A 17,399-nucleotide genomic window follows, 5' to 3' on the forward strand; every position below is an offset into this window, starting at 1 on the left:
GATTGTACTTCATTACATTAGGTTATGGTTTTCCGGGGGGGTGAGGCTATTAATAAGAATTGGGATGATTTGCGATATCTGCTCGCGTTGGAACGTACAGGGTCAGTGAAATCTGCGGCGGACATGCTTAAAACGAGCGCGACAACAGTCACGCGCAAAATCGCTATTATTTCGGATCGGTTTAAAGAACCTGTATTTGTTAAAAGCAACAATCAAAGGCTTTTAACCGAACTTGGACAACGGCTTTTTGACATAGGTGTGAAACTTGAGACGTCTATTGCGAATTTAGGTGTCGGGTACATTTCTGGAGAACATTAAGGCGATGTCATGGTCACGAGTTTGGACTTTATTAATCGAACGCTCGTTTTCCCCAGATTGCACGAGTTTCATGCAAAATATCCTGGCATCAAGTTAAACCTACATAGTTCTAACGCGAATTTGAGTTTGGCATACGATGAGGCAGATGTAGCGATTCGTCTTGCGCGGCCGACCTCTGGTCGACTTCACGCTAAGAAGTTATGTGATCTAAAATACTCGTTATTCTGCCCAAACGAGGGTAATCCGGACGAATGGATAGGGCGTGAAGAAAATCTTGACTGGATTCCTGAAATGAAAACGGCCCGCACCTATTTTGAGGCCAAGCCGATCCTGCGAGTGACCGACCACAAAGCTGCATTAGATGCATGCAAAAAACTAATGGTTGCCGCCGTTTTACCTGATATTTTGGTGAACGACGAAACCAATGTTTTTCAGGTGCCCGGCACCCCATCGATAGAACGCGAAGCATGGCTCGTGACCCATGAAAGTAGATTGAAAGATCCAAAGCTCATGATTGTGAAGCAGTGGATCGAAGAGTGTTTCGTGGATTTGCAGTTTGCTCAAAAACTGACGCGACAGATCGCATAGGTCGACTTGCCTAACGGTATGCTCGAAAAGGGCGCTTCGTCTAGGCCCAGTAAAACGTAAGGGGTTTGGTGTCTGAGCGGGTGATTTTCCCTTTTGCTTCCAAATCAAGCTGCACCGTTTTTGCCCACCACCCTGAGGTTTTTCCACGGGGGAAGAGGACGGGTGACAGATGTGCTTTTGCTGCATTTGTGATTTCATCGAATGTCATACCAGGAGCGCAATGTGGCAGGGTTTTTATGAAAGCCGCGTGCATGTCGTTGTATTTATCCGCGCGCACGTTTTCAGTTCGGCCGGGCGTGTTGATGTTCTGAACGGTGATCTTTTGCACACTCATAAGAGGCAGTTTAGCACATTTTCAAACATAAACCAAAGAGTGCCGTTCAAAGGTTTAAAAGCGAAGGAATGGGGCAACGGGAACCTAAATGTAACTTGGTCAGTCTTCGTTTCTGATAGTCAGAACCGTTCGAAAAAAAGCCGCATTAAACCGGTGTGCTGATCGGGGACTGGAAGGAAATGCAGTGTGTGTTGGCCGAGAGGTCTGAAATAAGTCTCGCCAATCGCCATGCTTCGTCCTATTGCAAACCTATGAATCCAATCACCCTAGATGACGCGCAAAAGCTTCCATTGTGGCGTAGACCGATTGCGCTGTTGTTCGTGATGGCAATTGCCATGCCGATTGCGTTTTCGACGTGGTCTGCTCTGCTCAATAATTTCGTGATCGAAGTTGCGGATTTTGATGGCTCCGACATTGGTTGGCTGCATACTGTCCGCGAAATTCCTGGTTTCTTTGCTGTTGGTGTCATCGCGATCATAATTTTCATGCGTGAACAGGTCCTTGGGCTGGTGTCATTGGTGATGTTGGGCGTGGCTACGGCGATTACCGCCTGGTTTCCATCTATGGGTGGGATCTTGACGATCACAATGCTGAGTTCGATCGGATTTCACTACTACGAAACTGTCAATCAATCGCTGCAATTGCAGTGGATCGACAAGGCGCGTGCACCGCAAATGTTGGGTTGGCTTTTGGCGGCGGGATCAGCGGCTACGTTTGTGGCATATGGTGCGATTGTGCTAACGTGGCAGGCTTTAGATCTTAGCTACAACTTTGTTTACTTGGTGTCTGGCGGATTAACGGCCCTGATCGCGGTTGCCTGTTTGGTGATGTACCCTCAGTTTGATGCGCCCCATCCTCAGCTGAAAAAGATGATCCTGCGCAAGCGCTATTGGCTCTATTATGCGCTGCAATTCATGTCAGGCGCGCGACGTCAGATTTTCATGGTCTTCGCGGGCTTTATGATGGTTGAACGCTTTGGTTTTGAGGTCCATGAGATAACATCGCTTTATCTGATCAATCTTATCGTCAACATTTTCGTCGCCCCTTTGATGGGCAAAGCGGTCGCCCATTTCGGCGAACGCAGAGCGCTGATGTTTGAATATGCGGGGCTTGTGATGGTGTTTCTGGCTTACGGCGGCATCTACTGGTTTGGTTGGGGCGTTTTCCTTGCGGCGGCGTTATATGTGATCGATCACATGTTCTTTGCGCTCGCGTTGGCGTTGAAGACTTATTTTCAAAAGATTGCAGATCCTGGTGATATCGCGCCAACGGCAGCCGTCGCCTTTACGATCAACCATATTGCGGCAGTCTTTTTGCCTGCTGGGCTTGGGTATTTGTGGCTGATCTCGCCGTCGGCAGTCTTTATTGTTGCGGCCGGCATGGCGTTGATTTCGTTGTTGCTGGCCCTCTTGATCCCGCGCCACCCTGCGTCGGGCAATGAAACACGGTTTGGGCGATATTCGCGCCAGCCTGCTGAATAAATCCAAAGGACCATCGACATGAGCATTACGTTTACCGCATTGACGACCGTTATGGGCAAAGAGGGCGCAGACCGCTTGGGCGACGCGATGGAGCGGTTGATCCCGGAGCCAACAGGTATCGGTGTATTCGAAGTTGAGGACGGGTCTGGCCTTTGGGAAGTTGGTGGATATTTCATCGAGACGCCTGACGAGGGCGGGCTTGCTGTTCTGGCCGCGGCCTTTGGGGCGAAACCGTTTGTTGTGTCCGAAGTGCCTGAAACTGATTGGGTTGCGCATGTGAAACGTGAGCTGGCCCCTGTCGAAGCAGGCCGCTTTTTCGTCTATGGCAGCCACGACGCAGACAAAGTGCCTGAGGGATGTGTCCCATTGCTGATCGAAGCGGCGATGGCCTTTGGGACAGGGCATCACGGCACGACGTTGGGATGTTTACGTGCATTGGATCGCCTTGCGAGCGAAGGTTTCGTTGGCAAGGCGGTTGCAGATATCGGCTGTGGTACGGCGGTTCTTGCAATGGGTGCGGCCAGCATCTGGACTGGCGAAGTCTTAGCAAGCGACATTGACGAGGTCGCCGTGGACGTGGCCAAAGTGAACGTCGCAGCAAATAATCTGACAGGGCGCGTAAAATGCGTCGAGGCGGCAGGCTTTGATACACCTGAACTTACCACTGCTGGGCCGTACGATTTGATCTTTGCGAACATTCTTAAAGGTCCGCTTATCATGCTCGCGCCCGATATGGCGGCGAATCTGCAAACTGATGGGTACATGATTCTTTCGGGGATTTTGAACGAGCAAGCTGATGACATCATCGCCGTTTATGCACAAAATGGGATAAATCTTATGTTTCGAGAAGAGATTAGTGAATGGACGTCACTAACGCTTCGCAAGCAGGCCTGATTTTAAGATCATTTAAGGCCGTTTCGACACATTTTCCCTGAAAATGCCTTAATTGCTTCGTACAAAGCTGGTGTTGTGTTTGGTGGGGGCCAAACTTTTGGAGGCTGCTATGAGTAATGCTCATCTCCAGCGAAAGTCGGGATTTGTACTATTGTCTGAACTTGATGGACGAGGTGCGACTGGCTACGTAACACTGGTTCACAAAAATGGACTGATTCAAGTTGTACCGCGCCCTAAGCGACGGTCGGTATCGACCGTGCCGCTTAAGCTTGTGGTGCTATTTGCGATTTTGATCACAGTGTTTAAGGCGCTTGCGCTGTTGAATGTTGGAGTAGTCGACTACGAAGCCGATCTTGCGACATTGTCTGAAGGCAATGTCTTTGAAAAGGCCGGTGCGTTTGCTTTGCAGATCGATCCTGTGACCCAAGTAATTTTTGAGACAATCGGACCTTTGTTGAAGTAAGATTGAGATCTGTTGCTACGAAGCGCAACAGACTATTCTTAGAACGCGCAAACAGAAAAGGCCGCAGCATTTAGATGTTGCGGCCTTTCTGGTTCTCATCGGGATATTTTAATTCGTTTTAGAACTGACGTACGCTTGTTGCGACATTTTCGATGTCCGCGCGGCAAAGGCCAATGTCTTCAAGCTCACGGTTGCTTAGCTTACCAAGCGCATTGCGTGTTTGACGCGCATCATTCCAAGTTGCGACAGTCGCAACAATAGAGGCGAGTGGGGCAAAGCCGCGGCGAGCGATGTATGCGGAGCGTGTGTTGTCGACAACAGTCATAATCGTATTCCTAGATACCAGATCGGCCCAGTGGCGGGTCCCTTAAATTTCATTGTTCTATGGGGCATTTAGGAGGGTCGCAGCGTCCTGACAAGCAGGAGATTTTGCATGTGTCCTATGCGTATGCTGCATAGCAGCATTAACGTGAAAATCCTTTGAAATATGAACTATTTTGACCTTGGGGAATGTCGTTTTCTGCGCGCGCGATGGCGAATTCTGACTGCACTTTGGGTGCCTGTGTCGTTTTCATGCGGCCTGTGGATAAAACCGACATCTTTGCATAGTGCTTTTCTTTTGTTCGCGTTTCGTGCTACTGAAACAAAAAAACAACAGGTGCAGAGCAGTATGCGCGTTTTAGGTATTGATCCGGGTCTTCGAAACATGGGCTGGGGGATGATTGAAGTGGATGGCAGCCGTATGCGCCATCTTGGGAACGGTGTTTGCACATCTGAGGGCACTGACTTGAGCCTGCGTTTGCTGTCGCTTCACCGCCAACTGACCGAGGTGCTGCGTGAATATAAGCCAGACACGGCTGCGGTTGAAAATACATTTGTGAACAAAGACGGCGCGGGCACTTTGAAATTGGGCCAAGCGCGCGGCATCGCGTTGCTGGTTCCTGCGCAAGCGGGTCTTGATGTGGGCGAATATGCCCCGAACAAGGTTAAGAAGACGATTGTGGGTGTGGGCCACGCGGACAAAATTCAGGTACAGCATATGGTAATGTTGCAACTGCCCAGTGTGATCCTGAACGGGCCAGACGCCACAGATGCGCTTGCGATTGCGATGTGTCACGCCCATTATACACGTTCCACACGGGTTGTGGCGCAGGCGAAAAGGGCGATGAACGGATGATTGGCAAGCTATCAGGACGGATCGACTATCGCGGTGTGGATCACGTGCTGATTGATGTGCGCGGCGTGGGGTATATGGTCTATTGCTCTGATCGCACGTTGGCGGGGCTGCCTGGCTCTGGTGAGGTTGTCGCGCTCTATACGGACCTTTTGGTGCGCGAAGATAACCTACAGCTGTTCGGTTTTACGTCCTTGATTGAAAAGGAATGGCACCGCTTGTTGATGAGCGTGCAAGGCATTGGTGCGAAAGCGTCTTTGGCGATTCTAGGGGCCTTGGGCGCTGATGGTGTAAGCCGCGCGATTGCTTTAGGTGATGTGACCGCGATCAAGGCTGCAAAGGGCGTTGGCCCAAAGACTGCACAGCGTGTTGTGATCGAGCTGAAAGACAAAGCGCCCGGCGTGATGGCGATGGGTGTCGGTACGCCTGCTGAAGCGATGGGCGAAGTGCCTGCTGCGGATGATTTCGACGTGATCGAAGCACCTAAGCGCAATATCAGTACGCTGAATGCGAGCGCGCAAGCAGAGGCGCTGTCCGCGTTGAGTAATCTCGGCTATTCGCCGTCTGATGCGGCAAGTGCAGTGGCCGAGGCCGCTGGTAGCACACCTGATGCGGACACATCGTCGCTGATACGTGCCGCGCTCAAGCTACTTGCACCGAAAGGCTAGGGGATGACCGAACCTGATCCCACCATGCGGCCAGCCGAATTGCCCGAAGACAATGATCGCGCCCTGCGCCCGCAAGCGTTGGATGAGTTTATTGGGCAAGCCGAAGCACGCGCGAACCTGAAAGTATTTATCGAGAGCGCAAAGCGACGCGGGGAGGCGATGGACCACACGCTGTTTCATGGCCCACCTGGTTTGGGAAAGACGACGCTGGCGCAGATCATGTCGCGTGAACTGGGCGTGTCGTTTCGCATGACCTCTGGGCCAGTCCTTGCGAAAGCAGGGGACTTGGCGGCGATCCTGACAAATCTTGAAGCGCGCGACGTTTTGTTTATCGACGAAATTCACCGCCTGAACCCAGTTGTGGAGGAAATCCTTTATCCCGCTTTGGAAGATTTCGAGTTGGATTTGGTGATTGGCGAAGGCCCTGCTGCGCGGACCGTGCGCATTGAATTGCAGCCGTTTACGTTGGTCGGCGCGACCACGCGGCTTGGGTTGCTGACGACGCCTTTGCGGGATCGCTTTGGTATTCCGACGCGCTTAGAGTTTTATACGGTGGACGAGTTGCACACGATTGTGGATCGCAATGCGCGCAAGCTCGGCGCACCCGCTGACGAGGGCGGAGCGCGCGAGATTGCGAAACGCGCACGTGGGACGCCGCGCATTGCGGGGCGTTTGTTGCGCCGCGTTGTGGATTTCGCGATTGTCGAGGGCGATGGGCGCGTGACGCAAGAATTGGCAGATCGTGCGCTGACACGGCTTGGGGTTGATAAGCTGGGTCTTGATGGCGCGGATCGGCGTTATTTGCGTCTAATCGCAGAAAATTACCAAGGTGGGCCTGTTGGGATTGAGACTATGTCGGCGGCTCTGTCAGAAAGCCGTGATGCGCTGGAAGAGGTGATTGAGCCGTTCTTGTTACAGCAGGGTTTGATCCAACGTACCCCGCGCGGGCGCATGTTGGCGCAAAAGGCGTGGACCCATTTGGGGATGATGCCGCCCAAAAAAGCTGATCAGGCGGGATTGTTTGGTTGAGATGTTTGATGCCTCCGGCGGGGATATTTGGAAAAGGTGAAGTTTGATGTTGGCAACATCTGAGATTGAGGCGCTGTTTACGCGGACCAGTGGCGATTATGCTTTTGCGCGCTGGGGGCGGGCGATTTCGCCAGTTGTGTTTGGCGTGCAGGACGAGACGTTGAAGGTTGTGAAGGGGGCGATTGAGGCGGTGTGTTTGGTGTCCAACCATCATATGGCGGAAACGGATCCTGAGCTGGGTTCGAACGCGATGTTCTTTTTCTTTAGCGAGTGGGCTGAGTTATTAGAGGTGCCAAAGCTGGACGAGCTTGTGCCTGATTTAGCGGGCATGGTTGCGCGTGTGACGGCGGCGGATGCGAACCAGTACCGTGTGTTTCGATTTGACGAGGAGGGCGCGATCAAAGCGTGCTTTGTCTTTATTCGAATGGATCAACACATGGCGGACGTGCCCGCTGAAACGTTGGCATTAAGCCAAGCCGTTCAAATGATGGTGCTTTGGTCGGATCGTGCTTTCGTGAGTGTTTCGCCTTTGGCTGTGATGCCTGAGGGCGGCGTGATCGTGAAGCCAGAGATTTCTGGTTTATTGGCGGCGGCCTATGATGCAGTAATGCCTGTGGCGGCGAATGATCCAAGCCATGCGTTGCGCCTTGGCGCGCGCATGCCGCAGAAACAGTAGGAGACCGGTATGCACGAATTTGCGTTGCGGGTTTATTACGAAGATACGGATCTAGCGGGCATTGTGTATTACGCCAATTACCTGAAATTCATTGAACGCGGTCGTACCGAATGGGTGCGTGAGCAGGGGATTGATCAGGTGCGCCTTAAGGAAGACGAGGGTCTGGTGTTTGCTGTGCGTCGTGTTGAAGCGGACTATCTGTCACCTGCACGCTTTGATGATGATCTCATCGTGTGGACCTCTGTATTGGCAATGACAGGTGTGCGGATCATCTTGAACCAGGATGTGATGCGCGGTTCGGATATCTTATTCTCGGCGATTGTGACGCTTGTGGCTCTTACGTTAGAGGGCCAGCCGACACGTTTGCCAGCGAATATCCGCCGAATCGTTCACTGAAACACGCTGATAACATCTTGTGATGTGAGGATATGTTGGTTTCTTGAAGTTTATCGTCTAGGCTGCTCCCTATCAAAGAGCCACATGAGTGGCCGGGCAGAGTAGAGCAGGCTAATGGAAGCAGAAACCCTTGCGATGGCGCAGGAGATTGATTTCTCCATGTGGGCGCTGTTTGCGCGCGCGACAATTACCGTAAAACTGGTGATGATCCTTTTGATCGTTGCGTCCATTTGGGCGTGGTCGATTGTGGTTCAGAAGTACATGCAATACCGCACGGCACGCAGTGAGGCGGCTATTTTTGATCAGGCATTCTGGTCAGGTGAACCGCTGGATCAGTTGTTTGAGCAGATCGGGCCGTCGCCGAATGGGGCGTCTGAGACGATCTTTGTTGCAGGCATGACGGAGTGGCGTCGTTCACATCGCGTCGATGGTGGACTGATTGCCGGTGCGCAGAGCCGGATTGATCGTTCCATGGATGTTGCGATCTCTAAAGAAGCGGAAAAGCTGGAAACTGGCCTGTCAGTTTTGGCGACTGTTGGATCGACGGCCCCGTTTGTGGGTCTGTTTGGTACGGTTTGGGGCATTATGAATGCCTTTATCGAGATTGCTGAGGCGCAAAATACCAACCTTGCCGTGGTCGCGCCGGGTATTGCGGAGGCGCTTTTGGCCACAGGTTTGGGCCTGCTCGCGGCGATCCCTGCGGTTGTTTACTATAACAAATTCAGTGCGGACAGTGATCGTATCGTTGGTGGTTATGAAGCCTTTGCTGATGAATTCGCGACCATTCTTAGCCGTCAGTTGGATAGCTAGGCCATGGGTGCTGGAGTTATGCAAAAGGATGGCGGGGGCAATCGGCGTAGACGTCGTGGTCGCGCACGTCCGATGGCCGAGATTAACGTCACCCCGTTTGTCGATGTTATGCTGGTGTTGTTGATCATTTTCATGGTTGCCGCCCCTCTGATGACGGTGGGTGTTCCTGTTGAATTGCCTAAGACGGCTGCTGGCTCCTTGCCCTCTGATGCGGAAGAGCCGCTGACGGTGACGATTGCTGCGGACGGGCGCATCATGATCCAAACGACCCAAACCCAAACGAGTGAGCTGGTCACCAAGCTGCAAGCGATTGCCTCTGAGCGCACCAGTACACGTGTTTACCTGCGTGCGGATGGGGCTGTTGCTTATGAGCAAGTCGTGCAAGTCATGGGCGCGCTCAACGCGGGCGGGTTTAGTGACATTGGTCTTGTAACCGATACCGGCGGTCCAAAGTTGAACGCCGATCTAGCGGATAACTAGGGCGCGCGCGGTGCAAAAAAGCACCTGCATATCAGGGGGCGGACACGCGCTGCTGTTGAGTTTTGCCATGTTTGGCGGAATATTCAATGGAGAGCCGTTGGAATTGCCGGCGGTCGATGTGTCGGTTGTGTCTGAGGAGGAGTTCGCAGCTTTGACGCGGGCCGTTCAGCCGCCTGATGTAGAACCGACTGCGCCAGAACCGATCCTAAGCGCACCTGAGTCTGAACCGGAGCCAGTTGTCCCGACGCCAGAGCCAGAACCACCTGTGATCGTAGAGCCAGAACCTCTACCTGAACCTCTACTAGAATTCGAGCCTGTCCCCGTGCCAGATCCAGAACCACTGCCTGAGCCCACACCAGAGCCTGAGGCCGTTGTCATTCCCGATCTTGCGCCAGATGCGTCTTTGCGTCCCAAACCTCGACCCGCGCCGCGTGTTGCGCCCGAAGCGGTTGCAGCGCCCGAACCTGAGGTCGAAATTGACAATACTGCGCAAGAGGCGACGCAACCTGATGAGACTGCTGAGCAAGTCGTCCAAGAGCAATCCGAGACCGCGCCCGAAGAGGCGACTACCGAGATTGTGACCGAAGCCGAGCAACCCGCGGGTAATGCGCCAAGTACATCACAACGCCCAAGACCGCGCCCTCGCGAAACGGCTGCTGTGGCACCGGATACGTCCTCGGCTGTGAATGCAGCACTTGCCGAAGCGCTGGGTGAACCGGCTGCAAGCGATGATATTTCTGGAACGACGCTGAGCGCGCAAGAAACCAATGGTCTGCGTCTTGCTGTGCAGAAATGTTGGGTTGTGGATGTAGGCAGTCAGGCCGCGAATGTGACCGTGATTATTGGCATGTCGATGGATACGCTGGGCAAGGTGGTCCCGGGCAGTTTGCGACTGGTTTCTTCAACAGGCGGCGAGGGGGTTGCCATCGAAACGGCCTATCAATCTGCACGCCGCGCCGTGCTGCGGTGTCAGAAAGAGGGCTATGATTTGCCCGACGACAAATACGAGACGTGGAAAGAGATCGAAATGACCTTCAATACCAAAGATATGCGCATCAGATGAGTCTCTTTCGACACAGACCCTAGGCAAGCACGTGCCGATAAGGGCAAACCTCTTTTTTATAAAAGGCCTACACCGTAGAGTAGGCGAAAAGCAGTAGCAGGATAGGCAATGACCCTGAAAGTATTGATCGCAGTCTTGGCAATTTTCGTATTGCCGTTTGCAGCGCTGGCCCAGAACGGACCTTTGCGCATTGAAATTACTGAAGGCGTGGTTGAACCCATGCCCTTCGCGGCCCCCAATTTTGTGGCGGAAAGCACCGCCGCAAATGAGTTCGCAGAGCGGCTAGCACGCGTTGTGGTCAGCGATTTGGCAGGCACTGGCCTGTTTCGCGAAGTGCCGCGCTCGGCCTATATTAGTCAGGTCACCAGCTTTGATGCGCCCGTTCAATACGCCGACTGGAAAGCAATCAACGCCCAAGCTTTGGTGACGGGTGCCGTGAATGTCAGTGGATCAAACCTAAGCGTGAAGTTCCGCGTTTATGATGTGTTTTCTGGTGCGGAAATGGGATCTGGTCTGCAGTTTGCAGGAACGACCCAAGGCTGGCGTCGCATGGCGCATAAAGTGGCCGATCAGGTCTATGCGCGTATCACGGGCGAACAGCCCTATTTTGATAGCCGTGTTGTTTATGTGTCCGAACAGGGACCCAAGGACAAGCGTCGCAAGCGTCTTGCGATCATGGACTACGACGGCGCGAATGTGCAGTTTTTGACAGGGTCTGAGCACCTTGTGCTTGCGCCACGTTTCTCGCCCACAGGTGATCGTGTGCTTTACACGTCTTATGAAACAGGTTTCCCGCGCATTTATGTGTTGGATGTTGGTTCCGTGCAACGTCGTGTGCTGGAAAGCCAAGAAGGCTCCATGAGTTTTGCACCGCGCTTTTCACCAGATGGAAATACTGTTGTCTATTCTATCGCGAGTGGCGGCAATACAGATATCTACCGTATGGATATTCGCAGTGGTTCCAGTTCGCGCCTGACCTCTGCGCCTTCGATAGAGACAGCACCCAGCTACAGTCCCGACGGCAGCCGTATTGTGTTTGAAAGCGATCGATCTGGTAGCCAGCAGATTTACATTATGGGCGCAAATGGTGGCGAACCCAAGCGCATCAGCTTTGGTAAGGGTCGCTATGGCACGCCTGTTTGGTCACCGCGCGGGGATCTGATCGCGTTTACCAAGCAATCCAAAGGACGTTTCCATATTGGTGTGATGCGCACGGATGGCACTGAAGAACGTCTGTTGACGGCGTCGTTCCTGGACGAGGGCCCAACATGGGCCCCCAATGGCCGCGTCATCATGTTCACCCGCGAAACCCAAGGCGCAACTGGCAGGGCCGCGCTGTATTCGGTCGATATTTCTGGCCGTAACCTAAAACCAATCCCCGCGGAGGGCGGCGCGTCCGATCCATCGTGGTCCCCCATTCAGCGTTAAGCTGGATAGTTGTCGAAACATAATAATAAATAGTGAGACAAGTAGATGAAAATGATCACAAAAGCAGTGCTTTTAACAAGTGCCCTCGCTTTGGCCGCCTGTTCCAACAAAAGTGACTTTGAGGGCGATGATTTCGTCGACCTGAATGCAAACGGCGCAAATTCTGGCCTGGACGCAGGCGCGGGTACCGGATTTGAAGGCACGGGTGGTGCAAATGATCCGACCTCTGTGGCGTTCTTCCAGCAAAGCGTTGGGGATCGTGTGGTATTCGAGGTTGATCAATCCACTTTAACAGAGCAGGGACGTTTGATCCTTGATGGACAAACCCGCTGGTTGACGACGAATTCCGACTACACTGCAATCATCGAAGGCCACGCCGACGAGCAAGGCACGCGTGAATATAACGTCGCACTTGGCGAACGTCGTGCAAATGCTGTCCGCGATTACCTTGTTGGCAAAGGTGTTCCCACGTCACGCCTTCGTGTTGTGAGTTATGGAAAAGAACGCCCGATTGAGATTTGCAGCGACGAGGGTTGTTATGCTAAGAACCGACGCGCAGTAACAGTGCTCGCGGCTGGCCTTTCAGGCTAAGCGCAAGCACACTCGGGGAGAGGCATATGACGGCTCGGTTCACACAGTTTTTTGCGGCGGCCGCAGTGTCGCTATGCCTTTTGCCTAGCTCTGGTTTTGCCCAAGCAAACAACGATCAAACCCTTGCGGATATCCGTCAGGATTTGACTGTGCTTTTCGTCGAAATGCAGCGCTTGCGTCGTGAACTGTCAACGACAGGGGCGCCTTCGCCAGCGATTGGTGGCACATCGGTTATGGATCGCATCGATTCTGTAGAGGGCGAATTACAGCGCCTCACAGGTAAGATCGAGCAACTTGAATTTCGTATTGATAGCATTGTCAAAGATGGAACCAATCGTATCGGTGACCTTGAATTCCGCCTTGTTGAGCTGAAGGGCGGTGATCTTAGCAATATTGCTGAAACCTCCACCCTTGGAGGCGGTGCCACACCAGCAATTGCTGCAATGCCTGTGCCGTCGCAGGGTTCAGATGCAGGTAGTACTCAACTTGCGATGGGCGAACAGGCTGATTTTAATTCTGCTGAGGCGTTGCTCACAGCGGGTGACGGGGCAGGGGCCGCTGAGCAATTTGCGCTGTTCACACAGAACTACCCGGGTAGCCCACTTGAAGGTCAAGCCCGCTTAAAGCAAGGCGAAGCCCATGAAGCATCTGGGGATACTCGGGAAGCAGCGCGCGCCTATCTCGACGCCTATTCCCGTGATCCTGCAAGCGATATCGCACCCGAAGCGCTATTTCGTTTGGGGCGCAGCTTGGGCCGCCTTGGCAAAGTTTCTGAGGCCTGTGTGACCCTAGCAGAAGTCAACGTGCGTCATGCAGGTAACCCCGCAGCGCGTAGTGCACAAACTGAAATGAGCACGCTGAGCTGTTCGTGATGCCTAATTTGACGCTGCTTCAGGGGCACGTGCCACTGGGTATTGCGTTGTCAGGGGGCAGCGATTCAACGGCATTGCTTGTGTTGGCGGTAGATGCGCTGGGGCCTGAAAATCTACGCGCTGTTACTATCGATCACGGCCTTCGAAATACAGCGGTTGAAGAAGCTAGCCGTGCAGGTGAGATGTGTAAAAGCTTGGGTGTTTCCCATGACATCGTCACACTTAACCTCCAAGATGGCGGCGATCTTCAAGCGCGTGCGCGTGCTGCTAGATACGAGGCGCTTTCCGATTGGGCAAAGCGCGTTGGTGCTCGTGCGTTAGCCTTAGGCCATACGAAAAATGATGTGGCCGAAACGTTCCTGATGCGTCTTGCGCGGGGCTCTGGCGTGGATGGTCTGGCGCAGATGACCGAGCGCTTCACGCGCAACGACACACTCTTTTTGCGCCCACTTTTGCAAGCCTCGCGCGGTGATCTACAATCCATGCTCACAGCGCGTCAAATAGGCTGGAGCGAAGATCCCTCCAACCAAGATCCACGCTTCAAACGTGTTCAAATGCGCCAAGCGCACCCTCAATTGGACGCGCTTGGCCTGACATCTGAACGTTTGGCGCAAACCGCTCACTGGATGCGCGCAGCGTCCATCGTGCTAGAACATGCCGCGCAAGACTGGATTGCAAAGCATGCTTGGCCTGATCACGGGGATGCTGTTTTTGATCTGGCCGCGCTTCATGCTGCGCCCGAAGAAACGGCATATCGTGTTTTAACCTGTGCGCTGTGCAACATTTCAGAAAACCCATACAGACCGCGCCTAGAGGCGGTGAAAGGCTTGTTCAAAGAGGCCAGTGCAACGACGCTACATGGGTGTCTGATCTATCCCCACAAGGGCACTCTGCGGCTGACACGCGAATTAAATGCTGTCACTTCCACGGATCCACGTTGGGTCATTAAAGGTCCCTTTGGCCAAGACCACTCCATATCACCACTTGGCGCAAACGGTCTCACGCAAGTGAAAGACTGGCGCAAGACCGCGCTTTTACCTCGTCGCTCTTTGCTCGCGAGCCCTGCAGTTTGGAAACATGAAATCTTGATTGCGGCCCCGCTTGCGCAGCCGCATCAGGATTGGAGCGCATCCGCCCCAAATCCACTTCATCTTTCAAAATAAACTTAATCCCAATTTCTGCCAACTAGCGCGCCGCTTTTTCAACGATGCCTGATATGCCAGATCGTTTGGCAAGTTCTGCCTCGACATCTGTCAATGAGACATCGCGGGACGCGAGCATAACCATCAAATGGTACAGAACATCTGCCGCCTCGCAGGTCAGCGCGGCCTTGTCGTCTTTCACGGCTTCTATGATTGCTTCTATCGCTTCTTCACCAAACTTCTCGGCGCATTTTTCAGGACCCTTCGCGAGTAACTTCGCGGTCCAACTGTCAGAACCACCCTCGGACTTGCGGGCTTCAATTGTTGCGAAGAGCTCGTGCAAAATACTCATGTTAGCCTCACAGGAATGCCTGCTGCGGCCATGTGGGATTTGGCCTCTGCGACGGTGTACTCGCCAAAGTGAAAGATGGATGCGGCCAAAACTGCACTCGCGCCGCCTTTGGTGACGCCCTCGACCAAGTGGTCCAGATTGCCAACGCCGCCTGATGCAATCACGGGGATTTTCACGGCATCTGAGACTGCGCGCGTCAAAGGCAGATTGAAACCTGATTTTGTCCCGTCGCGATCCATGGACGTCAGTAAAATCTCACCCGCACCTTTTTCAGCGACCAACACTGCAAACTCGACAGCATCAATTCCTGTAGCTTTGCGTCCACCGTGTGTGAAAATTTCCCAACGCCCGGGCTCAACCGTTTTTGCATCAATGGCACAAACAATGCACTGGCTGCCAAACTGATCAGCTGCTTCGGACAAAACATCAGGGCGCGCGACTGCGGCCGAGTTGAAACTAACTTTGTCTGCACCTGCCAAGAGCAAGGCGCGCACATCTTCGACTTCGCGCACGCCGCCGCCAACAGTGAGGGGTATATAGCATTGCTCAGCGGTGCGTTGGACCACGTCAAACATGGTCCCGCGATTTTCGTGAGTTGCGTGGATGTCCAGTAAACATAATTCATCCGCACCCGCTAGATCATAGGCACGTGCGCTTTCAACAGGGTCGCCCGCATCGCGCAAAGCGACAAAGTTCACGCCTTTGACAACACGTCCATTAGCAACGTCGAGGCAGGGGATGATGCGGGTTTTAAGCATTTTTCAACACTTTCAACGCCTCGACCAAGTCCAGTGCGCCATCATAAAGCGCGCGCCCAGAGATCGCACCATTAAGACCCGCACCGCAGTCGCGCAGCGCAATCAAATCGTCCAAAGAGGAAACACCGCCAGAGGCAATTACGGGAATGCTAACCGCGCGCGCCAAGGCGGCAGTTGCGTCGATATTGGGTCCTTGCATCGCACCGTCACGATTGATGTCGGTGTAAATGATTGCGGCAACGCCTGCATCCTCGAACGAACGCGCCAGGTCTGTGATGTCTACATTCGTCTCTTGCGCCCAGCCTTTGGTGGCGACCATGCCATTGCGAGCATCAATTCCGACAGCCACGTGACCGGGGAAGGCTTTTGCGGCTTTGCGCACCAAATCGGGGTTTTCTACAGCGACCGTCCCAAGAATTACACGCTGCAATCCTTTTTCGAGCCAGCGTTCGATCGTCGCCATATCGCGGATGCCTCCGCCCAATTGCGTAGGGACTTTGCAGGCCTTCAGGATCGCCTCAACGGGGGCCGCGTTCACAGGCTCGCCCGCAAAAGCCCCGTTCAGATCTACCAGATGCAGCCACTCACAACCCGCGTCCACAAAGTCCATCGCTTGTGCGGCGGGATCGTCGCTGAACACAGTCGCTTGGTCCATTTCGCCGCGCACCAAGCGCACGGCTTGGCCGTCTTTTAGGTCGATTGCAGGGTAGAGGATCATGGTAGGCAGCCTTTCATTTCTTAGAGAATGCATTGCCATGGGGCGCGCGAATTTGCAACGGGGCGTAGGGTCAAGTCTTGCTTTGGCGCGTAACTGCTTGCAAGCTGTTCCCAGAATTTTGGGAGAAGATCATGAAAACTATACTGACTGCAGCGGCATTCGCCGTTTTCGCCGCAACCAGCGCGTTTGCGGATCCAATTTTTGGGACATGGCAAACTGCGAAAGATGACAATGGCAATTACGGGCGCATCAATGTGTCGGCTTGTGGCAGCAAAATTTGTGGCGTTTTAACAAGTTCTTATGACAGCGCTGGCAAGCCGTTTAAATCTGAAAATCAAGGCCGAAAACTGGTTTGGAATATGGTGAACACGGGAGGCGGTTCCTATGGAAAAGGCAAAGCCTATTCGCCAGATCGCGACAAGACCTATGGCGGCAAGATGCAACTGTCTGGCAACAATCTGACCGTTCAGGGATGTGTTCTAGGAATTTGTCGCGATGGTGGCACGTGGAAGCGCGTCAATTAATCAAGGCGACCACGTTAGAAAATTTGAGATAAGCCGCAGGCCAATCTGCTGGCTTTTCTCTGGATGGAACTGCATCCCCAGCATCGTATCACGGCCAATCACTGCAGTGATGTCGCCCGCGTAATCCACATGGGCAAGCCGCTCTTTGGGTTTGGCGACATCAAAGTGATAGGAGTGGACAAAGTATGTGTGGTCACCTGTTGTCACGCTCGCGAAAACAGGGTGGGGGGCGTCGATCACCAGATCGTTCCAGCCCATGTGTGGGACCTTCAGATTTGTTTCACGCGGCGTGATCTTAACGACTTCGCCGTCGATCCAACCCAAGCCGTCCGTATCTTCATATTCGCGGCCCAAAGTGGCCATGAGTTGCATGCCAACGCAAATCCCCAAGAAGGGGCGTGCTTTGACGGTCACCGCTTCTTGCAAAGCGTCAAACAGGCCGCCCGTACCTTTGAGCGCCTTTACGCAGGCTGGAAACGCGCCATCACCGGGCAGCACAATGTGATCTGCGCGCGCGACAACGTCGGCGTCGCTGGTCACGACGACCTCGCCTGCGTTCACTTCGGACGCCATGCGCCCGAACGCTTTTTGTGCCGAATGTAGATTGCCGCTTTCGTAGTCAATAATCGCTGTCAGCACG

At 53.6% G+C, this 17,399-nt stretch carries 24 protein-coding genes; 18 read left to right on the forward strand and 6 right to left on the reverse strand.

Annotated elements, in window-relative coordinates; translation table 11 throughout:
* The first annotated feature begins 24 nt into the window (after positions 1-24).
* Complete coding sequence (locus tag QZ279_RS05740) at positions 25-318, forward strand: LysR family transcriptional regulator (protein WP_293449146.1); 294 nt, start codon at positions 25-27, stop codon at positions 316-318.
* 9 nt (positions 319-327) lie between these two features.
* Positions 328-906, forward strand: coding sequence for a substrate-binding domain-containing protein (locus tag QZ279_RS05745; protein WP_293449148.1), 579 nt, complete (start codon positions 328-330; stop codon positions 904-906).
* Positions 907-946: 40 nt separating this feature from the next.
* Here the strand turns inward: QZ279_RS05745 and QZ279_RS05750 are convergent, their stop codons facing one another.
* Complete coding sequence (locus QZ279_RS05750; RefSeq protein WP_293449150.1) at positions 947-1,240, reverse strand: hypothetical protein; 294 nt, start codon at positions 1,238-1,240, stop codon at positions 947-949.
* 251 nt (positions 1,241-1,491) lie between these two features.
* On the opposite strand from QZ279_RS05750, the gene QZ279_RS05755 reads away from it, so the two are divergent.
* The 3 genes from QZ279_RS05755 to QZ279_RS05765 all read left to right on the forward strand — a co-directional run bounded on the left by QZ279_RS05755 (position 1,492) and on the right by QZ279_RS05765 (position 4,078).
* The gene (locus tag QZ279_RS05755; protein ID WP_293449152.1) at positions 1,492-2,721 is read left to right on the forward strand and encodes an MFS transporter; all 1,230 of its coding nucleotides are present in this window, start codon (positions 1,492-1,494) and stop codon (positions 2,719-2,721) included.
* Positions 2,722-2,739: 18 nt separating this feature from the next.
* Positions 2,740-3,615, forward strand: a complete 876-nt coding sequence (locus QZ279_RS05760) for a 50S ribosomal protein L11 methyltransferase (protein ID WP_293449155.1) — start codon at positions 2,740-2,742, stop codon at positions 3,613-3,615.
* A 109-nt stretch (positions 3,616-3,724) separates the two neighbouring features.
* Positions 3,725-4,078, forward strand: a complete 354-nt coding sequence (locus QZ279_RS05765) for a hypothetical protein (RefSeq protein ID WP_293449158.1) — start codon at positions 3,725-3,727, stop codon at positions 4,076-4,078.
* Between the two features lie 118 nt (positions 4,079-4,196).
* Here QZ279_RS05765 and QZ279_RS05770 read toward each other — a convergent pair whose 3' ends face one another.
* Complete coding sequence (locus QZ279_RS05770; RefSeq protein ID WP_293449161.1) at positions 4,197-4,403, reverse strand: DUF1127 domain-containing protein; 207 nt, start codon at positions 4,401-4,403, stop codon at positions 4,197-4,199.
* Positions 4,404-4,748: 345 nt separating this feature from the next.
* Between QZ279_RS05770 and ruvC the strand changes: the two genes are divergently transcribed.
* The 12 genes from ruvC to tilS all read left to right on the forward strand — a co-directional run bounded on the left by ruvC (position 4,749) and on the right by tilS (position 14,428).
* On the forward strand, positions 4,749-5,255 hold the full coding sequence (gene ruvC / locus QZ279_RS05775) for a crossover junction endodeoxyribonuclease RuvC (protein WP_293449164.1): 507 nt from the start codon (positions 4,749-4,751) through the stop codon (positions 5,253-5,255).
* Entirely contained in the window at positions 5,252-5,920 is a 669-nt protein-coding gene (gene ruvA, locus QZ279_RS05780; RefSeq protein WP_293449261.1) for a Holliday junction branch migration protein RuvA, read from the forward strand. Before ruvC ends, ruvA begins: the two co-directional genes overlap by 4 nt.
* 3 nt (positions 5,921-5,923) lie before the next feature.
* Positions 5,924-6,949 carry a Holliday junction branch migration DNA helicase RuvB gene (gene ruvB, locus QZ279_RS05785; protein ID WP_293449166.1) on the forward strand — a complete coding sequence of 342 codons (1,026 nt, stop codon included), beginning with the start codon at positions 5,924-5,926 and terminating at the stop codon, positions 6,947-6,949.
* A 46-nt stretch (positions 6,950-6,995) separates the two neighbouring features.
* Positions 6,996-7,625: a hypothetical protein gene (locus QZ279_RS05790; RefSeq protein ID WP_293449169.1), complete on the forward strand. Its 630-nt coding sequence runs from the start codon at positions 6,996-6,998 to the stop codon at positions 7,623-7,625.
* 9 nt (positions 7,626-7,634) lie between these two features.
* Positions 7,635-8,021, forward strand: coding sequence for a tol-pal system-associated acyl-CoA thioesterase (gene ybgC / locus QZ279_RS05795; RefSeq protein ID WP_293449172.1), 387 nt, complete (start codon positions 7,635-7,637; stop codon positions 8,019-8,021).
* A 114-nt stretch (positions 8,022-8,135) separates the two neighbouring features.
* The gene (tolQ, locus tag QZ279_RS05800; RefSeq protein ID WP_293449175.1) at positions 8,136-8,831 is read left to right on the forward strand and encodes a protein TolQ; all 696 of its coding nucleotides are present in this window, start codon (positions 8,136-8,138) and stop codon (positions 8,829-8,831) included.
* Positions 8,832-8,834: 3 nt separating this feature from the next.
* Positions 8,835-9,311 (forward strand): protein TolR, encoded by a 477-nt coding sequence (gene tolR / locus QZ279_RS05805; RefSeq protein WP_293449178.1) that lies wholly within the window; start codon positions 8,835-8,837, stop codon positions 9,309-9,311.
* A gap of 67 nt (positions 9,312-9,378) precedes the next feature.
* The gene (locus tag QZ279_RS05810; RefSeq protein ID WP_293449180.1) at positions 9,379-10,374 is read left to right on the forward strand and encodes a cell envelope biogenesis protein TolA; all 996 of its coding nucleotides are present in this window, start codon (positions 9,379-9,381) and stop codon (positions 10,372-10,374) included.
* Positions 10,375-10,482: 108 nt separating this feature from the next.
* A complete protein-coding gene (tolB, locus tag QZ279_RS05815) occupies positions 10,483-11,802 on the forward strand; it encodes a Tol-Pal system beta propeller repeat protein TolB (RefSeq protein WP_293449182.1) in 1,320 nt (439 codons plus the stop codon).
* Between the two features lie 45 nt (positions 11,803-11,847).
* A complete protein-coding gene (gene pal, locus QZ279_RS05820; protein WP_293449185.1) occupies positions 11,848-12,393 on the forward strand; it encodes a peptidoglycan-associated lipoprotein Pal in 546 nt (181 codons plus the stop codon).
* 26 nt (positions 12,394-12,419) lie between these two features.
* Positions 12,420-13,265, forward strand: coding sequence for a tetratricopeptide repeat protein (locus QZ279_RS05825; protein ID WP_293449188.1), 846 nt, complete (start codon positions 12,420-12,422; stop codon positions 13,263-13,265).
* Positions 13,265-14,428 (forward strand): tRNA lysidine(34) synthetase TilS, encoded by a 1,164-nt coding sequence (tilS, locus tag QZ279_RS05830; RefSeq protein WP_293449190.1) that lies wholly within the window; start codon positions 13,265-13,267, stop codon positions 14,426-14,428. Before QZ279_RS05825 ends, tilS begins: the two co-directional genes overlap by 1 nt.
* Positions 14,429-14,450: 22 nt before the next feature.
* Here the strand turns inward: tilS and QZ279_RS05835 are convergent, their stop codons facing one another.
* Genes QZ279_RS05835 through hisA form a run of 3 tightly spaced genes read right to left on the reverse strand, consistent with a single transcriptional unit; the run spans position 14,451 to position 16,235 of the window.
* The gene (locus QZ279_RS05835; protein WP_293449192.1) at positions 14,451-14,759 is read right to left on the reverse strand and encodes a phosphoribosyl-ATP diphosphatase; all 309 of its coding nucleotides are present in this window, start codon (positions 14,757-14,759) and stop codon (positions 14,451-14,453) included.
* Positions 14,756-15,517 (reverse strand): imidazole glycerol phosphate synthase subunit HisF, encoded by a 762-nt coding sequence (gene hisF / locus QZ279_RS05840; RefSeq protein ID WP_293449194.1) that lies wholly within the window; start codon positions 15,515-15,517, stop codon positions 14,756-14,758. The genes QZ279_RS05835 and hisF overlap by 4 nt, the downstream gene beginning before the upstream one ends.
* On the reverse strand, positions 15,510-16,235 hold the full coding sequence (gene hisA / locus QZ279_RS05845; RefSeq protein WP_293449197.1) for a 1-(5-phosphoribosyl)-5-[(5-phosphoribosylamino)methylideneamino]imidazole-4-carboxamide isomerase: 726 nt from the start codon (positions 16,233-16,235) through the stop codon (positions 15,510-15,512). Before hisA ends, hisF begins: the two co-directional genes overlap by 8 nt.
* A gap of 131 nt (positions 16,236-16,366) precedes the next feature.
* Between hisA and QZ279_RS05850 the strand changes: the two genes are divergently transcribed.
* Positions 16,367-16,759 carry a DUF2147 domain-containing protein gene (locus QZ279_RS05850; RefSeq protein WP_293449200.1) on the forward strand — a complete coding sequence of 131 codons (393 nt, stop codon included), beginning with the start codon at positions 16,367-16,369 and terminating at the stop codon, positions 16,757-16,759.
* Here QZ279_RS05850 and hisH read toward each other — a convergent pair whose 3' ends face one another.
* The gene (gene hisH / locus QZ279_RS05855) at positions 16,760-17,398 is read right to left on the reverse strand and encodes an imidazole glycerol phosphate synthase subunit HisH (RefSeq protein ID WP_293449203.1); all 639 of its coding nucleotides are present in this window, start codon (positions 17,396-17,398) and stop codon (positions 16,760-16,762) included.
* Position 17,399: the final 1 nt, after the last annotated feature.

Origin of the sequence: Planktotalea sp. (genome assembly GCF_018607965.1) — a bacterium.
GTDB lineage: Bacteria > Pseudomonadota > Alphaproteobacteria > Rhodobacterales > Rhodobacteraceae > Planktotalea.

Excerpts from the sequence above, each read along its gene's own strand:
- QZ279_RS05740 (WP_293449146.1), top strand. The coding sequence starts at position 25 with ATGGTTTTCCGGGGGGGTGAGGCTATTAATAAGAATTGGGATGATTTG.
- QZ279_RS05745 (WP_293449148.1), top strand. The coding sequence starts at position 328 with ATGGTCACGAGTTTGGACTTTATTAATCGAACGCTCGTTTTCCCCAGA.
- QZ279_RS05750 (WP_293449150.1), bottom strand. The coding sequence starts at position 1,240 with ATGAGTGTGCAAAAGATCACCGTTCAGAACATCAACACGCCCGGCCGA.
- QZ279_RS05755 (WP_293449152.1), top strand. The coding sequence starts at position 1,492 with ATGAATCCAATCACCCTAGATGACGCGCAAAAGCTTCCATTGTGGCGT.
- QZ279_RS05760 (WP_293449155.1), top strand. The coding sequence starts at position 2,740 with ATGAGCATTACGTTTACCGCATTGACGACCGTTATGGGCAAAGAGGGC.
- QZ279_RS05765 (WP_293449158.1), top strand. The coding sequence starts at position 3,725 with ATGAGTAATGCTCATCTCCAGCGAAAGTCGGGATTTGTACTATTGTCT.
- QZ279_RS05770 (WP_293449161.1), bottom strand. The coding sequence starts at position 4,403 with ATGACTGTTGTCGACAACACACGCTCCGCATACATCGCTCGCCGCGGC.
- ruvC (WP_293449164.1), top strand. The coding sequence starts at position 4,749 with ATGCGCGTTTTAGGTATTGATCCGGGTCTTCGAAACATGGGCTGGGGG.
- ruvA (WP_293449261.1), top strand. The coding sequence starts at position 5,252 with ATGATTGGCAAGCTATCAGGACGGATCGACTATCGCGGTGTGGATCAC.
- ruvB (WP_293449166.1), top strand. The coding sequence starts at position 5,924 with ATGACCGAACCTGATCCCACCATGCGGCCAGCCGAATTGCCCGAAGAC.
- QZ279_RS05790 (WP_293449169.1), top strand. The coding sequence starts at position 6,996 with ATGTTGGCAACATCTGAGATTGAGGCGCTGTTTACGCGGACCAGTGGC.
- ybgC (WP_293449172.1), top strand. The coding sequence starts at position 7,635 with ATGCACGAATTTGCGTTGCGGGTTTATTACGAAGATACGGATCTAGCG.
- tolQ (WP_293449175.1), top strand. The coding sequence starts at position 8,136 with ATGGAAGCAGAAACCCTTGCGATGGCGCAGGAGATTGATTTCTCCATG.
- tolR (WP_293449178.1), top strand. The coding sequence starts at position 8,835 with ATGGGTGCTGGAGTTATGCAAAAGGATGGCGGGGGCAATCGGCGTAGA.
- QZ279_RS05810 (WP_293449180.1), top strand. The coding sequence starts at position 9,379 with ATGTTTGGCGGAATATTCAATGGAGAGCCGTTGGAATTGCCGGCGGTC.
- tolB (WP_293449182.1), top strand. The coding sequence starts at position 10,483 with ATGACCCTGAAAGTATTGATCGCAGTCTTGGCAATTTTCGTATTGCCG.
- pal (WP_293449185.1), top strand. The coding sequence starts at position 11,848 with ATGAAAATGATCACAAAAGCAGTGCTTTTAACAAGTGCCCTCGCTTTG.
- QZ279_RS05825 (WP_293449188.1), top strand. The coding sequence starts at position 12,420 with ATGACGGCTCGGTTCACACAGTTTTTTGCGGCGGCCGCAGTGTCGCTA.
- tilS (WP_293449190.1), top strand. The coding sequence starts at position 13,265 with ATGCCTAATTTGACGCTGCTTCAGGGGCACGTGCCACTGGGTATTGCG.
- QZ279_RS05835 (WP_293449192.1), bottom strand. The coding sequence starts at position 14,759 with ATGAGTATTTTGCACGAGCTCTTCGCAACAATTGAAGCCCGCAAGTCC.
- hisF (WP_293449194.1), bottom strand. The coding sequence starts at position 15,517 with ATGCTTAAAACCCGCATCATCCCCTGCCTCGACGTTGCTAATGGACGT.
- hisA (WP_293449197.1), bottom strand. The coding sequence starts at position 16,235 with ATGATCCTCTACCCTGCAATCGACCTAAAAGACGGCCAAGCCGTGCGC.
- QZ279_RS05850 (WP_293449200.1), top strand. The coding sequence starts at position 16,367 with ATGAAAACTATACTGACTGCAGCGGCATTCGCCGTTTTCGCCGCAACC.